Below are 13,537 nucleotides of genomic sequence, written 5' to 3'. Positions count from 1 at the left end.
GGTTCGAAGTATTCAGCCGGGTCTTCGTCAGAAATAACTCTGACGTGCAACACTTGCATCATGAAGTCCTTTCGCATGCAACAAAACTACGACCGCTCGCCTGAACAACTCCTCGAAATACTCGCCTCTGAGGAGTTCTGGAAAGAGAAGGATTTCGAGTTCACTCGCGAAGGTGACGCGAACTCGGGTTGGCATATACGTGTGTCGAGTCCCGTGAACAAGGACCAGGTTCCTTCTCAGTTTTCGCAGTTCGTTACGCCCGGACTGCGCATCAAACATGACGCTCGAGTGCCGGCTGCACACAACAGTGGCGGAACCGTCACGTACAAGGCACATGCGCCCGGCGCCCCAGCCACGGTAGAAGCCGATATCGCTGTTGAAGGCAAGGACGGTTCGTCGACCGTCACGGTCGATGCCACACTCTCAATCAAGGTGCCGTTCGTGGGCTCCATGCTCGAAGGAAAAGCTGAACCCACCGCCCGCAAACTACTTCGACGTCAGCTCGATAAGCTCGCCAAACTCTGAAGCGTCGTACCACACCAGAGACGCTTCACGCAGAACAGCCATGTTGTTCTGCGCGTCGTCGGTGAGCCGGCCCAACTCATCAGGGTCGTCGATGTGGGCGCTCACGACTTTGGTCGGATCGAACTGTGCCGGCTCAAACGCCAACACGTCTCCCCCGGCCTCGGTCGTGTTCGTGGGTGCTGGGATGTCGGCGGCTAGGACCACGCGCCCTTCGCCGGTGCGTGCTGCTTCTTCTTCCAGAGCTGTGGCCGCATAGGCCATGGCGAGCCATTCGACTTCGTCGAGCGCGTCGCCTTTGAGTCCGTGGGTGCGCGGGTGTGGGGTAAATCCGATCGAGGGGGTGATGTTTGGCCAAGAGTGGAATTCGGACACTGTCAGTGGGAAGTACGCTCGAACGCTCATACTGTCATCTTCCGCTTTCGGCGCCGTGCGCGCGAAGGTTCCGCTCGGCGTGGCGCAAACCGCTCGCTAAGTTCTGTGATGGCTAGGGAAAATGGCGCCCGAGGTGTCAGTTCCGTGACCGTGCGTCCGGCGAGTACCGCTCGGTCGACGTCTTTGACGGATTCTGGAATGAAAACTGGGTCGTTGACATGCGTGAACTTGGCAAGTGTGGCCGAAATCGTCTTTTCGGGTGCCTGCCCAACTGCGCTTGCCCGCACCCGGTTAATCACCGTGGTGAAATCGGGCAGGTTGCGAATGCGGTCAGTATCGAGAAGCTCAACGAGACGCTTGAGCCCCATGGGATCCCCCGTCCCCACAACAGCCGTGTGGTCTGCACTATTCAACACGACTCGAGTTGCGCTGTGCCGGTCATAAAACGGGTCGGCAAAGTCGTCGTCGGGGTCGATCCGGTCGGCAACATCCACCACGATCCAGGTGTAGTGGGAGCGCAAGGCTTGTAACACCTCGGCCAGATGCGCCGGTTTCACTTCCGGCCACCGCATTGCCCGCGATAGACCTGTCACAACATGGAAGCGTGGCTCTATCACCGTGACGGACTCTTCAATGGTGTTCGCGGTGAGACCCTCGACATGTCGACACAAGGTAACCAGTTGAGGAGTGTCCGACAAGACCCCTAAAAGCGCGGCTTGAACAGAGTTCACGGTGTCGGCGTCGACAAGAACCGTGGAATCCTGCTGTGAGAGCGCATGAGCCAGATTCGCTGCGACGGTTGAACGTCCCGGCGCTGAACCAGTCCCCCACACGGCAATGATTTTCCCGTTCGCTTTGTTTGAAGGCACTGGGGCGAAATCCGGTTTGGGTGGGGCTTTCACGGATGCCGATACGCGACGGAGCGCCGCGGCAAGTTCATTGGGCGATGCCCATGGCGACACGTGTTCGTCCACATCCCACGCTGTGACAGCCGATTCGGCCTCGCCAAACCCCAGGACTTTTCCGGAGTTTCCGCGTACTCTGCGGACGAGCTCACGGTCGGCTCCTGTAAAGTATTCGCCCAGAATTACCACGTCGCCCGTTCCCGCAACAACGGCAGCAAGTAGCTCAGTTTCATCCGCGGGTCTCGCCTGAACTGAGACCCCGTCCAAATCGTTGAGCACGGAGACGAGTTGCGCTTCAAACTCCACGTCCACCGCGACAATGACGTTGATGGTCATTGGGACTCCTTGGGGTACGCCACAACTGACACCCGGTGATCCGTCGCAATGACTTCGAGTACGTGTTCCAGTTTGCCGTTGGGAACAAAAATTTCGATGCGTGTGTCAGCCGTCGATGTGAAGCCACCTTCGTCTCGCCCTACCGCATGCACATGGGCACGTGACAGCACTTCTATGGGTTGGGCTTCGTCGTCCTTGACATCAGTGGCCCACACGTCGACGAACGCCCCGGCTTGAACAGCTTGGGGAAGGCTACCTGGGATATCCAGAGCAATCACACGGCCATCCAAGTGAGCCGGATCAACCAAGACCGAGGCGGGCACCAGTTCCCCTGCAGCGACTGCCCCTGTGACGGACATACCCACTGGTGATGACTGATCTGCGCGCACGTACTTCTCTTCTGTATCCGGGAGTCGCACTTCGACTGCCGTGAGCGAGTCCTGGTCAATCGTGGTACCGGACGCGAGTGGTTTAGACGCCGCCCACACGGTGACGGTGTCAGCTACACGAGTGACAACCGCCCATGTACCTAAGAGAGAAACGATAACGAGGATGATTCCCACAAGCACACGCGGATCACGCATACGTGGAAGGGCAAACCGGGGTGACTCTTTCATGGTTGTTCTCCGTTGAACTGCATGAGGGTGTACAGCACTTTGGTGTCAAATGGTAGTATTTGATACTAAATAGTGCTTCTTTATCTAATTACATTTATTCTACGTACGCTTCACACGAAAGGGAACCCTCATGGCTGTAGAATCTCGCTTTCTACCCTTGACCGATGTCGCGGAAATCTTGAGCGTTTCGATCGCACAGGCCCGCGCCCTAGTCCGCTCAGGCGAACTTCGCGCGATCAAAGTAGGTGGGCGCGGACAATGGCGCGTCGAAAAAGGAGAACTGGAAGACTACATTCAACGCATGTACCGCCAGACTCAAGAAGAAGTCGAATCGCTCTCATAGCCCACTACTCGGGAAGCGCCCATACGGCACGAACTCCCGAAAGTGGCACAACGTCGAATTCTCCACCTGAACGCAACTGCACATAGTCGCTCCCCACGGCGTCGATACTCCCCTCGGTGAAACCACCAGCAAACTCCACCCGCACGGGAATTCGCTCTCGAGCCCAAGCGCGTAGAACCGACATCGGGCTCATCATTCCTGGCTCACTATGTACACGCGACGTCATTCGCACCAGCTCCACATGAGCGAGCATGACCAAGACAGTGCGCGACTCTTGTGACAACACGACCCACGATTTACCGCATCTGTCGACGACTCCTCCGATTCCACGCTTTTCCACCCACAGCGTGACTGCCTTGCCTTGCGCACCCGAAAGTCTTTCCGCCAGACTTCGCTCAGCAAACGCTTCTTCTACTAGATCAGCCTGCTGCCCCATGCGCTCATGCGCATCGCTAGCGTCGACCTGCGCCGCCATGTCGTCAAAAAGCTGATCCCACCGATCCGTCATACCGCCATACTGCCATACCCTTATATTCCTTATTAGAACATCATTGACTTTTAATTACCTGTCATGGGTATAGTGAATTATTGATGTTTCAAGGAGGAAACATGCTTCATCGAATAATCGGAGTCTCAGCGGCTCACGCAACTCTCTGTTTCATGGCGGCCGCATGGCACCAGCACGCTCTACACGCGATTCAGTCAGGTGACGTGAGCATGATGCTCATCGCTGTCTGCGTGTGCTTAGCAATCGTTGCGGGTATCCGGCTTCAGCTTGCCGTCGTCACCCTGGTCATCGCTTCATGCGTTCGCCGGTTCGCGCCAAGTTTGGGCCACACCCTTTCGCAACTTGCGATCTGGCTGGCACCTTCACACTTTAAGAAAGGTATCGCTGTTGCTGTCGGACTCGTCATCGCAAGCGCAACACATGCCACCGCGGCACCCATGTGGCCCACAAGCGCCCCATCAACACCTGTCGCCGAAACACCACAACAAGCGACTCCATCACCGATCTGGCCTACCAGTACCTTACCGTCACCACATGTGGAAACACCTGGACCGGCGCTTCCCTCACCTACATGGCCCACGACCAACTCTGAACGACCTCGGGAAAGTGTGGCACCCGCGCACTCACCGTCGCAGCAGAGCGAACCCACACCCAAGGAGAAACCAACACCTAATCAGAACACTGAGCATAAGAAGGAACCAGCGCCCAAAGAGAAACGCACCTACACCGTTCGTAAAGGCGACTCACTGTCGAAAATTGCACAGAAGATGAAGGTCGACCCCGACGCGTTGTACAAAGCGAACCGCTCAACAGTAGGCAAGAACCCCAACTTGATCTTCCCCGGACAGGAACTGATCGTGCCATGACCGCACAACTCGAAGCGCCCGTTATTCGTAAACCGCACGCGCGCACATCTCACACCAGGCCCACACCTGCAACACCACGCAAGCCACGCACAGAAACGAGCGGCGTCGACAATGTCGTGACCGCGCTTGCCGTCGCCTGCGTAGAAATCATGCAAGGGCGGCGCTCTGCTTCAACGCTCGTCAGATGGGCCACCCCAGAACTCATCGACCGCTTGCGCACGTTCGCGCAGGTGCGCACCAAACTTGCCCGCACACGCCCTGCCCCAGCAACCCGCATCTCGCCGGGAGCCGTGAGGGTGTGTCACTTGCGCGCAAACGTAGTTGAAGCAAGCGTCAACATCATGAGCCCAGATCGGCGACGCGCGGTCGCGTTGCGCTTGGAGAGCACCTCCGGACGGTGGATCCTCCACGAGCTCGTCATTGTGTGAAGCTCGTTCGCGTCGAGCTTCACCGCAACGAGTACTGCCTAGCGCTTCTTCTTTTTCTTGGCCTGCCGGCGCTGCTGGCGGTTCTTTGGAGCTTCGTCCTTGGGTTCGTCGTCAGGGGTGACTTCGGTACCGCCGTCTTCGGAAGGCGCAGACAAAAGCAACCTGGTCTTCTTCTGCTTGAGCTCTTCCGCTTCGACCTCAACAAAGTCATCCGACGGATCCTCTAGGTCCTTACCTGGGTTCACCGTCACCTTGACTTCCAGCGTGTTGGTCAAGCGAACGACGTCCTCCTTGATGCCTTCCTGCATCTGGTTGAACATGTCGAAGCCTTCACGCTGGTACTCCACAAGAGGGTCGCGCTGTGCCATTGCACGCAGGCCAATACCGTTCTTGAGGTAGTCCATTTCGTACAGGTGGTCGCGCCAGCGCTTGTCGATCACGCTGAGGATCACGCGACGCTCCATTTCGCGGGCGCCTTCTTCACCCAGCTGTTCCTCGCGTTCACCGTACGCAACTTCCATGTCAGACAAGAGCTCAGTGAACACTTTGTCGCGGGTCAGTGAAGTCTTACCACCGGCATCTTCGATGAGTTCCTCAGCCGTGATAGTGGGTTCGTACAGTTCACCAATAGCGCTGAAGAGTGCGTCCAGATCCCAGTCTTCTGGGCTTCCAGCCGTTGCACCGTTGACATACGCCTTCACAACGTCTTCGCGGAAGTTCGAAACCTGCTCGTCGAGGTCTTCACCTTCAAGGACCTTGTTGCGCTCACCGTAGATCACCGTGCGCTGGCGGTTGAGAACGTCGTCGTACTTCAGAACGTTCTTACGCTGTTCAGCGTTGCGCTGTTCGATCTGCGTTTGCGCGGACAAGATCGCGCGAGTCACAAGCTTCGATTCAAGAGGTTCGTCTTCCGGAGCCTTGGTCATGGTCAGAATGCGTTCGGCGGCATTCGCACCAAACAGACGCATCAGGTCGTCGGTCAGCGACAAGTAGAATCGCGACTCACCAGGGTCACCCTGACGGCCTGCACGACCTCGGAGCTGGTTGTCGATACGGCGTGATTCGTGACGTTCGGTACCCAGAACATACAAGCCACCGAGTTCACGAACTTCCTTGGCTTCTTCTTCTACACGCTCTTCAATCTCCGCCAGGACGTCCTGCCACGCTTCTTCGTACGCTTCGGGATCCTCGTGCTGGTTGTAACCGCGCTTTTCCATTTCGGCAACGGCCAGGTGTTCGGCGTTACCGCCCAACATGATGTCGGTACCACGACCGGCCATGTTGGTGGCCACAGTGACCGAACCCTTACGGCCTGCAAGTGCAACGATCGCAGCTTCGCGTTCGTGGTGCTTGGCGTTGAGCACTTCGTGGCGGACTCCACGCTTGGCCAGCAAGCGCGACAGGTATTCACTCTTTTCCACGCTGGTGGTACCCACCAGGATGGGCTGACCTTCTTCGTGGCGCTCGGCAATGTCGTCGACAACCGCGTTGAACTTGACTTCCATGTTGCGGTACACGATGTCGGTGTGGTCAACACGCTGGTTGGGCTTGTTGGTAGGGATAGGAACAACACCCAGTTTGTACGTGGAGTTGAATTCTGCCGCTTCAGTTTCCGCAGTACCGGTCATTCCGGACAGTTTGTCGTACATGCGGAAGTAATTCTGCAGTGTGATGGTGGCCAGAGTCTGGTTCTCGGCCTGAACCTTCACGCCTTCCTTAGCCTCAATTGCCTGGTGCAGACCTTCGTTGTACCGGCGACCTTTAAGAATACGTCCCGTGTGTTCGTCAACGATGAGTACTTCACCGTCAAGAACCACGTAGTCCTTGTCGCGTGTGAACAGTTCCTTTGCTCGAATCGAGTTGTTGAGGAAGCTGATGAGCTGGGTGTTTGATTCGTCGTACAGGTTGCCAATACCCAGGTAGTTTTCGACCCGCTCGATACCGGCTTCCATGACACCCACGGTGCGCTTCTTTTCGTCGACTTCGTAGTCGCGGTCGCGCTTCAAACGCTTCACCACGGTCGCGAAGTCGCCGTACCACCGGTCAGCGTCACCTTCAGACGGGCCAGAAATGATCAGTGGTGTACGCGCTTCGTCAATCAGAATCGAGTCGACCTCATCGACGATCGCGAACGCGTGGCCACGCTGCACCTTGTCGTCTGCAGTCCACGCCATGTTGTCGCGCAAGTAGTCGAAACCAAATTCGTTGTTGGTGCCGTATGTGATGTCGGCGGCGTACTGCTTACGACGTACGTCGGGGGTTTGCTGAGAGAGGATGCACCCCGTTTCCATTCCCAAGAAACGGAAGACGCGACCCATCAGTTCAGACTGGTAGCTGGCCAGATAGTCGTTCACGGTCACTACGTGAACACTGCCCCCAGTCAAAGCGTTCAGATACGCCGGAGCAGTCGCAACCAGTGTCTTACCTTCACCGGTCTTCATTTCAGCAATGTTGCCTAAGTGCAGAGCGGCACCACCCATGAGCTGCACGTCGTAGTGCTTGAGCCCCACCGTACGGGAGCTCGCTTCACGGACAGCCGCGAACGCCTCGGGAAGAATTGAGTCCAGCGATTCACCGTCTTCGAATCGTTCTTTAAACCGGTCTGTCTCTTCGCGTAGTTCGGTGTCTGACAGCTTTTCGAACTCTTCCGACAGATCGTTGATCGCCGTGGTGTAGTTACGCAGTTTTTTGAGTGTGCGTCCTTCACCCCTCCGGAGCAACTTCTCCAGGATATTGGCCACGATTCTCCTCGACTGGTAGGTGGACGATTTACCGCATGATAAATCCGCGCCTCAGTTTAGCGCGGTTGAACGGTGAACACACAATGTGGCCGGCTCTCAGGCCGGCCACATGCGCGTTTGTTACTCTTCAGTCATTTCTGGGTCCAAGGCGATAACGCCATAGCTCCATCCACGTCGTTTGTAGACCACCGATGGCTTTTTGGAGTCTTCATCAATAAAGAGGTAGAAGTCGTGCCCAACCATTTCCATGCGGTTAATCGCTTCATCGAGCGCAACAGGAGTTCCAGCGAAGGTCTTTTCACGCAAGACCACAGGTGAGTCACCTTCTGACGGGACACGGCCACCCGTGTGATCAACATTCTGCTGGTCCTGTTGAGCTTGGCGCTGCTCTGCTTCATCCTCAGCAGGAATCACAGGGTCAATGACTTCCATTTGGGAAAGTACTTCAGCGGTTGACGCGTTCCGGTGCTTACCCTGGCGCGAAATCTTCTGGCGGTCCCGTGCGCGACGCAAACGCTCAAGCAGTTTGGCCCACGCAAGGTCCAGGGCAGCGTACTTATCGGATGCCGTGGCTTCTGCGCGCAACACGGGCCCTTTAGCAATCACCGTAATTTCAACACGCTCAGTGTTTTCTGGCTGACGCACGTTGGGGTCGTGTGTGAGAACAACTTCAACTCGGAGGGCGCGAGGTGCGAGCTGTTCAACCTTGGAGACCTTGTCCTCTACATGCGCCCGGAAGCTCTCAGAAAGGGTGACGTTGCGTCCTTTGACTACGATGTCCACGATGCTCTCCTTTGCACCTCGAAAACTGATCACCATAAATGGTGATAGTTCATTCTTCCCTATTTTCTTCGCAGTTTCTATTATCTGAGCCCGTTATCCCGATACTCGCAACAGCAGTGACATCTATATGGGATTCGCGCAAAACTCGCGCTGACTCTGCCACGGTCGCTCCGGTCGTCACAATGTCGTCCACGATGATCACCCGAACATCCCGTGGCCACCTGGCAACGACCTCGGGCTGGGAAACACGGTGCGTCCCCCGCACGTTCCGACGCCTCCCGTGCGCCCCGGAACCCACCTGATCGCCACGGCCACGGACCGCCAGCACCGGGGCGACGCGCAGTGGAAAACCGTCGCGGATGAAGTGTTCGGCGGCATTGCGGGCAAGCACCTCCACGTGGTTGCCCCCGCGTTTCCGGGCCGAGGTGGCCCGGGCCGGGACTGGAACCACGAGTACCGGCGCCGAACTTACAGGAGCGTCGTCCAGAGCGCTCGCGATTGCACGCGCAAGCATGAGCCCCAGAACTGGGCCCAGATCGCGGCGGTCGTGTTCTTTGTAGTTGACGAGAACATTCCGCATCACGCCCTCGTACGGACCTGCCCCATAGGCTTTGACGGTTCCGTACCGTGGCATGGAGGAGATTGGGTCGGTGTCGAGGCTTCTGACGCAGGCCCTGCACAGGGACACTGTTTCACAACCGCACCCGCCGCATGCGCGCGGAATCAGTAGGTCGACAAACTCCGAGAGCATGTGTCACCCCGGGTAGGCGGGGTCCCTGATGTCGGAGTCCAGGAGGCGTTGCCACGATCCGGATGTGTAGGTGAAGAGTTCCCCGTTGCGCGTGCCCACGCGGACTGACGAGGTGTCCCCGCCCGAGGTGATCGAAACCCCTTCTGACACCGTTCCCAGCGCTTCCGCGGTTCCGCCTACCTTCTGAATGTACGGCTGGGCGGGTTCTTCTGCAGTGCGCGCTGCCAGCATGGCAAGGTCTTGCGAACCCGCCCATGAGACGTCTTCAATTTTCTTGAATCCCGTTGCGACTTTAAGCGTTGAGTCGCCGGTGAGTTTGGTGGGTTTGTTGTCACCATCGCGCGAAATTCCCACGACGTCCATACGGGATTGGTCCTTTGAGTGGGAGAGGACGATGATTCGGGTTCCGTCTGGCGAGACTCGCACGGCACGAACGTCTTTGTTGTTGACGAAAGAAAGCTTGATGCGTGCGAGTTCGCCCGATGAGCGGACGGCAAGAAGGTCGCTCCCGTCGCGGTCTACTGTCCATACCCACCCAAACCGGTCGAAGCTGGGCCCAACGAAGTTGCGGCCCACAAGAATCTGGTTCGACGACCCATTTTCCCGGTCAAAGAAGCTGATCTCTTTGTTCGTTTTGCTCAGCCACGCGATCGATTGCCCGTCCATGCTCACGGCTGGCGACTTGCCACCGTCCATGCGCGGAGATTTGTCGATGCTCTTGCGTTCGTTTCCGCTGAGCAAGACCAGGGAGTCTTGCGAAATCGCGACGGCAATGTTTTCGGTAGTGGTCTTCGTGCTTGCCGGCACCCCGCTGGTGAGCGAAGCGTCGGGAGTCTGGAGTTCAAGCGAAGTCACGGACCCCAACGACAGAAGTGTCGTTTCAAGTTGAGTGAAGATCCGTTCTCGCGTTTTGCTGTCGAGGCCGGTTGCGCTGAGTCCCACATCGGCTTGTCCGTCGTGGGTTGTGACCGACTGCGGTGTCAACGAGGTGTTGTCCGGGATGGGCGAGACAACTGCACCTGCCAGGTAGCTGGCGGGCCCGTCCAGGGTTGCCCGCACCATGTCCGTTGCGGTTGAGGAGGTGCGGAGGAACCACCGCAGGTCTGGGACCAGGTAGTTGAAGTCGGGCGTGTAGAAGTGCAGTGGCAACGGGCGGAACATGTTGTCGAAGTTGGTGCGGGACACCAAGAGCCCGTCGGGTGCTTCTGAAATGCGCCACTCACCGTTGACTTGGCGTAGGTGGAATTCCATGGTGGCCGAGGTGTCCGCCTCGTTTTCGTGGAAGACACCCCTTTCGTCGAGCCCCGCGCTGACGGGGATCTCGAAGGACACCGTCTGTGAGTCGGTTGCGATGTTGGTGGTGACCGAGTCCAGACTGACTTCGCGTTTCACAATCTTGACGCTGGACGTTGGGTTCCATTCTGCTGCCAGCGAGTCGGTAAGGAAGGACCGGGCAACGCTGAAGTTGTTGTTGAAGCTCGCACCTGCGGTGATGAAGCCACGCACGATTGCGTCTGGCCCGTCGCCGGGTTTGGGTCCTTCTGCGTCGACTCGGGTTTGGGCGCCTGAGTCGGGGTCAACGGTAATGGTTCCCACTTGGCTGTCGGAAGGGATGCGGGCGCACGCGCTGACGCCTGCCAGCAGGACAATGCAGGCGAGTACTGCAAACAATCGGCGCATCAGCTGTCCTCCTCTTCAACCACGATAGGGATACTGCCGGTGTGAACGCGAACAGACCCGTCCGAGGTGGATGGTCCTGCCACAATTGACGCGCCTTGAACTCGGGCGTCGGCCGGAGGAAGTGGCAACGGTGACCGGGTGATGGTGCTACCTGACCGTCGGGGAATGGTGAGGCGGAAGCATGTTCCGTCTCCTTTGCGTGACCAGACTTGTAGCCACCCGTTGTGGAGGTGGGCGTCTTCGAGCGAGATCGCCAGCCCGAGTCCAGAACCGCCAAGCGTTCGCTTACGGGATGGGTCTGCTCGCCAGAACCGGTCGAAAACGTTTTCGAGCTGTTCGTCGGTCATTCCGATTCCGTGGTCGCGAACTGAAACGGCAACCGCTTGGGCATTGGACCCCACGTACACGTCGATCCGGTTTTCTTCGCCGTGCTCTACCGCATTGACAACCAGGTTGTTGACGATTCGCGAAATACGGATCCTGTCGGCTTCGGCCATCACCGGAGCTGACGGGGCGTGGATGAGGATCTCCGTGTTCGCCTGGTCGGCAACCATCGACACACTTTCAACGACCTCGGACACAATCTCTGTCATATCCACTGGCTTAGCCAGCAGATTCGCGGCACCAGCGTCGTGGCGGGAAATTTCGAGGAGGTCACCCAACAGGGTTTCGAAGCGTTCGACCTGTGAGTTGAGGAGTTCGGCTGAACGTCGCGTCGATTCGTCGAATTCGTCACGTGACTCGAAGATCATGTCTGAAGCGATGTGGATCGTGGTCAGGGGCGTGCGGAGTTCGTGTGACACATCGGAGACGAACTGGCGTTGCAAAACAGTGAGTCGCTCCATGCGTTCAATCTGATCTTGCAAGTTGTCGGCCATGTCATTGAATGACTGTGCGAGTGTTGCGATTTCGTCGTTGCCGGAAACCGGCATGCGCTGGTTGAGGTCGCCGTCAGCAATCTTGCGGGCCACATCGGACCCAGCTTTGACAGGCACCACGACGAACCGGGTGACCAGCCATGCGACGCCACCCACCAGGACAATGAGAACCACGCCTGACACGGCCAGTGCGCGTTGCACAAAGTCCAGGGTGCCTTGTTCTTCTTTGAGGTCGGCAACCGTGTAAAGAACGAAATCGCCTTGCCCGTTGACGGTGAGACGCTGCGCGACGATCAGTCCTGGGCCTTCCGTACCTTCCAACTGAACAGACTGGAACTTCTGGTATCCCGCAGGTGATTCACGGATCGATTCGCGCAACTCCGGGCTGATGTCCGAAACGGAGATCGGTTCATACCCCGTTGTGATGGCAACAAGAGGCGGCACTTTTGAGTTTCCGACTGGTTCAAGTGCGATGGACTGTAGCTGCAAGGACGAACGCGACAACATTGAACGCAGTTGCGCGTTGAGCGCGTCGGCTGCCTCTTGCGAATCGGACAAGCCCGACAAGGCTTCCAGCTCAGCCACATAACCGTTGGTTGTGGCAGACACGTCTGACTGTTTGGACTCAAACAGTCCACGGGCGATCTGTTGCGACAAATACGCACCCACCCCGTAGATTGCGACGATGGTGAACACGATGGTCACCGATACGACGCGAACCTGAAGCGAATGCGTAAAGGTCCGAACTACCCACCGAAACAGGATCCGGATCCACGCCTGAACCCGGCGCCAACTCACTGGCTGTGACCAGCCTTGTAACCCACACCTCGGACGGTGACGACGATGTCAGGCTTTTCCGGGTCCTTTTCAATCTTGGACCGCAAACGTTGTACGTGAACATTCACCAACCGCGTGTCAGCCGCGTGGCGGTAGCCCCACACTTCTTCAAGCAGGGTTTCACGCGAGAACACCTGCCACGGTTTCCTAGCCAAGGCCACCAGAAGTTCAAACTCCAGTGGCGTGAGGCTCACTGGTTTGCCTGCCTTTTCCACCGTGTGACCGGCAACGTCGATCGACACGTCGCCCACCTTCAGAATCTCCGGTGCCGACGGTTCGCTCATGCGGAGGCGGGCACGCACACGGGCCACGAGCTCTTTGGGCTTAAACGGTTTAGGCACGTAGTCATCTGCACCGGATTCAAGACCCTTAACGACATCCACAGTGTCGGACTTGGCCGTCAGCATCACGATAGGAACGCCCGACTCTTCACGAATTTCACGGCAGACTTCTAGGCCGTCTTTTCCGGGCAACATGAGGTCTAACAGAATGAGGTCGGGACGCACGGATCGGAATGCTTCCAGGGCACCGTCACCTGTTGCGCAAAAGTGGGGTTCAAATCCCTCACTTTTCAAAACGATACCGATCATTTCAGCAAGGGCGGTGTCGTCGTCTACGACCAAGATTCGAGCGTTCATACCCCTATTGTCCAATACTGTGCGCCCGTTCCCAATTGTTTGCGTGTTCTCGCGTGTGCGGGAACATTTTGCGCCAACATATTACAGTGTCTCAAGTGACATTCACCTGCGTGGTTCCACCTGCGTCTACGCTGAAAGTGCGCATGAAAAGTTTGTGTAACCTTGAGGTGGATCTGTCAGTGACACGTGTGAGGAGGCGACATTTTTAATTCGCAGAACTCCTCGTGGACTGTCACGACGGACTGGCGAACCGGTCGCCACACACACGAAGTTCCCACACCGCTCTCTGATGCGTGGACTCCCCCAGTTGCAGCAGGCACTATTCCCAA

General features: G+C 57.4%; 14 protein-coding genes. 4 read left to right on the top strand and 10 right to left on the bottom strand.

All coding sequences use genetic code 11. The annotated features are described in order from the left end of the window. The first annotated feature begins 60 nt into the window (after positions 1–60). Positions 61–525, top strand: a complete 465-nt coding sequence (locus MHX53_RS05380; protein ID WP_239271504.1) for a DUF2505 domain-containing protein — start codon at positions 61–63, stop codon at positions 523–525. Here MHX53_RS05380 and MHX53_RS05375 read toward each other — a convergent pair. Genes MHX53_RS05375 through MHX53_RS05365 form a run of 3 tightly spaced genes read right to left on the bottom strand, consistent with a single transcriptional unit; the run spans position 487 to position 2,755 of the window. Next, entirely contained in the window at positions 487–927 is a 441-nt protein-coding gene (locus MHX53_RS05375; RefSeq protein ID WP_239271503.1) for a hypothetical protein, read from the bottom strand. The genes MHX53_RS05380 and MHX53_RS05375 overlap by 39 nt on opposite strands. Further along, the gene (locus MHX53_RS05370; protein WP_239271502.1) at positions 924–2,138 is read right to left on the bottom strand and encodes a DNA-binding response regulator; all 1,215 of its coding nucleotides are present in this window, start codon (positions 2,136–2,138) and stop codon (positions 924–926) included. The genes MHX53_RS05375 and MHX53_RS05370 overlap by 4 nt, the downstream gene beginning before the upstream one ends. Continuing rightward, positions 2,135–2,755, bottom strand: a complete 621-nt coding sequence (locus MHX53_RS05365; RefSeq protein ID WP_239271501.1) for an SAF domain-containing protein — start codon at positions 2,753–2,755, stop codon at positions 2,135–2,137. Before MHX53_RS05365 ends, MHX53_RS05370 begins: the two co-directional genes overlap by 4 nt. 130 nt (positions 2,756–2,885) lie before the next feature. Here MHX53_RS05365 and MHX53_RS05360 point away from each other — a divergent pair, with 130 nt between their 5' ends. After that, on the top strand, positions 2,886–3,098 hold the full coding sequence (locus tag MHX53_RS05360) for a helix-turn-helix domain-containing protein (protein WP_102237590.1): 213 nt from the start codon (positions 2,886–2,888) through the stop codon (positions 3,096–3,098). A 4-nt stretch (positions 3,099–3,102) separates the two neighbouring features. On the opposite strand, the gene MHX53_RS05355 is transcribed toward MHX53_RS05360, so the two are convergent. After that, on the bottom strand, positions 3,103–3,606 hold the full coding sequence (locus MHX53_RS05355; RefSeq protein ID WP_239271500.1) for a hypothetical protein: 504 nt from the start codon (positions 3,604–3,606) through the stop codon (positions 3,103–3,105). Positions 3,607–3,707: 101 nt separating this feature from the next. Between MHX53_RS05355 and MHX53_RS05350 the strand changes: the two genes are divergently transcribed. Together MHX53_RS05350 and MHX53_RS05345 are read left to right on the top strand one after the other, a co-directional pair. Then, the gene (locus tag MHX53_RS05350) at positions 3,708–4,472 is read left to right on the top strand and encodes a LysM domain-containing protein (protein ID WP_239271499.1); all 765 of its coding nucleotides are present in this window, start codon (positions 3,708–3,710) and stop codon (positions 4,470–4,472) included. Then, complete coding sequence (locus MHX53_RS05345) at positions 4,469–4,900, top strand: Rv3235 family protein (RefSeq protein ID WP_102237588.1); 432 nt, start codon at positions 4,469–4,471, stop codon at positions 4,898–4,900. The genes MHX53_RS05350 and MHX53_RS05345 overlap by 4 nt, the downstream gene beginning before the upstream one ends. 38 nt (positions 4,901–4,938) lie before the next feature. On the opposite strand, the gene secA is transcribed toward MHX53_RS05345, so the two are convergent. The 6 genes from secA to mtrA all read right to left on the bottom strand — a co-directional run bounded on the left by secA (position 4,939) and on the right by mtrA (position 13,208). Next, positions 4,939–7,641, bottom strand: coding sequence for a preprotein translocase subunit SecA (gene secA, locus MHX53_RS05340; RefSeq protein WP_239271498.1), 2,703 nt, complete (start codon positions 7,639–7,641; stop codon positions 4,939–4,941). A gap of 120 nt (positions 7,642–7,761) precedes the next feature. Further along, positions 7,762–8,424: a ribosome-associated translation inhibitor RaiA gene (gene raiA, locus MHX53_RS05335; RefSeq protein ID WP_239271497.1), complete on the bottom strand. Its 663-nt coding sequence runs from the start codon at positions 8,422–8,424 to the stop codon at positions 7,762–7,764. A gap of 49 nt (positions 8,425–8,473) precedes the next feature. Further along, complete coding sequence (locus MHX53_RS05330) at positions 8,474–9,058, bottom strand: ComF family protein (RefSeq protein WP_239271496.1); 585 nt, start codon at positions 9,056–9,058, stop codon at positions 8,474–8,476. A 120-nt stretch (positions 9,059–9,178) separates the two neighbouring features. Then, positions 9,179–10,855, bottom strand: a complete 1,677-nt coding sequence (locus tag MHX53_RS05325; protein WP_239271495.1) for an LpqB family beta-propeller domain-containing protein — start codon at positions 10,853–10,855, stop codon at positions 9,179–9,181. Then, positions 10,855–12,531, bottom strand: coding sequence for an MtrAB system histidine kinase MtrB (gene mtrB, locus MHX53_RS05320; RefSeq protein WP_239271494.1), 1,677 nt, complete (start codon positions 12,529–12,531; stop codon positions 10,855–10,857). Before mtrB ends, MHX53_RS05325 begins: the two co-directional genes overlap by 1 nt. Further along, entirely contained in the window at positions 12,528–13,208 is a 681-nt protein-coding gene (mtrA, locus tag MHX53_RS05315) for an MtrAB system response regulator MtrA (protein ID WP_102237582.1), read from the bottom strand. Before mtrA ends, mtrB begins: the two co-directional genes overlap by 4 nt. Positions 13,209–13,537: the final 329 nt, after the last annotated feature.

The organism is Brevibacterium sp. ACRRH, assembly GCF_022346365.1.
GTDB classification, from domain to species: Bacteria; Actinomycetota; Actinomycetes; order Actinomycetales; family Brevibacteriaceae; genus Brevibacterium; species Brevibacterium paucivorans.
The sequence above is the reverse complement of the archived record's forward strand: the minus strand, read 5'-3'. Positions and strand labels throughout refer to the sequence as shown.

Bases quoted from the DNA above. Each gene is read 5' to 3' on its own strand.
- MHX53_RS05380 (WP_239271504.1), top strand. From the start codon at position 61: ATGAAGTCCTTTCGCATGCAACAAAACTACGACCGCTCGCCTGAACAA.
- MHX53_RS05375 (WP_239271503.1), bottom strand. From the start codon at position 927: ATGAGCGTTCGAGCGTACTTCCCACTGACAGTGTCCGAATTCCACTCT.
- MHX53_RS05370 (WP_239271502.1), bottom strand. From the start codon at position 2,138: ATGACCATCAACGTCATTGTCGCGGTGGACGTGGAGTTTGAAGCGCAA.
- MHX53_RS05365 (WP_239271501.1), bottom strand. From the start codon at position 2,755: ATGAAAGAGTCACCCCGGTTTGCCCTTCCACGTATGCGTGATCCGCGT.
- MHX53_RS05360 (WP_102237590.1), top strand. From the start codon at position 2,886: ATGGCTGTAGAATCTCGCTTTCTACCCTTGACCGATGTCGCGGAAATC.
- MHX53_RS05355 (WP_239271500.1), bottom strand. From the start codon at position 3,606: ATGACGGATCGGTGGGATCAGCTTTTTGACGACATGGCGGCGCAGGTC.
- MHX53_RS05350 (WP_239271499.1), top strand. From the start codon at position 3,708: ATGCTTCATCGAATAATCGGAGTCTCAGCGGCTCACGCAACTCTCTGT.
- MHX53_RS05345 (WP_102237588.1), top strand. From the start codon at position 4,469: ATGACCGCACAACTCGAAGCGCCCGTTATTCGTAAACCGCACGCGCGC.
- MHX53_RS05330 (WP_239271496.1), bottom strand. From the start codon at position 9,058: ATGCCACGGTACGGAACCGTCAAAGCCTATGGGGCAGGTCCGTACGAG.
- MHX53_RS05325 (WP_239271495.1), bottom strand. From the start codon at position 10,855: ATGCGCCGATTGTTTGCAGTACTCGCCTGCATTGTCCTGCTGGCAGGC.
- mtrA (WP_102237582.1), bottom strand. From the start codon at position 13,208: ATGAACGCTCGAATCTTGGTCGTAGACGACGACACCGCCCTTGCTGAA.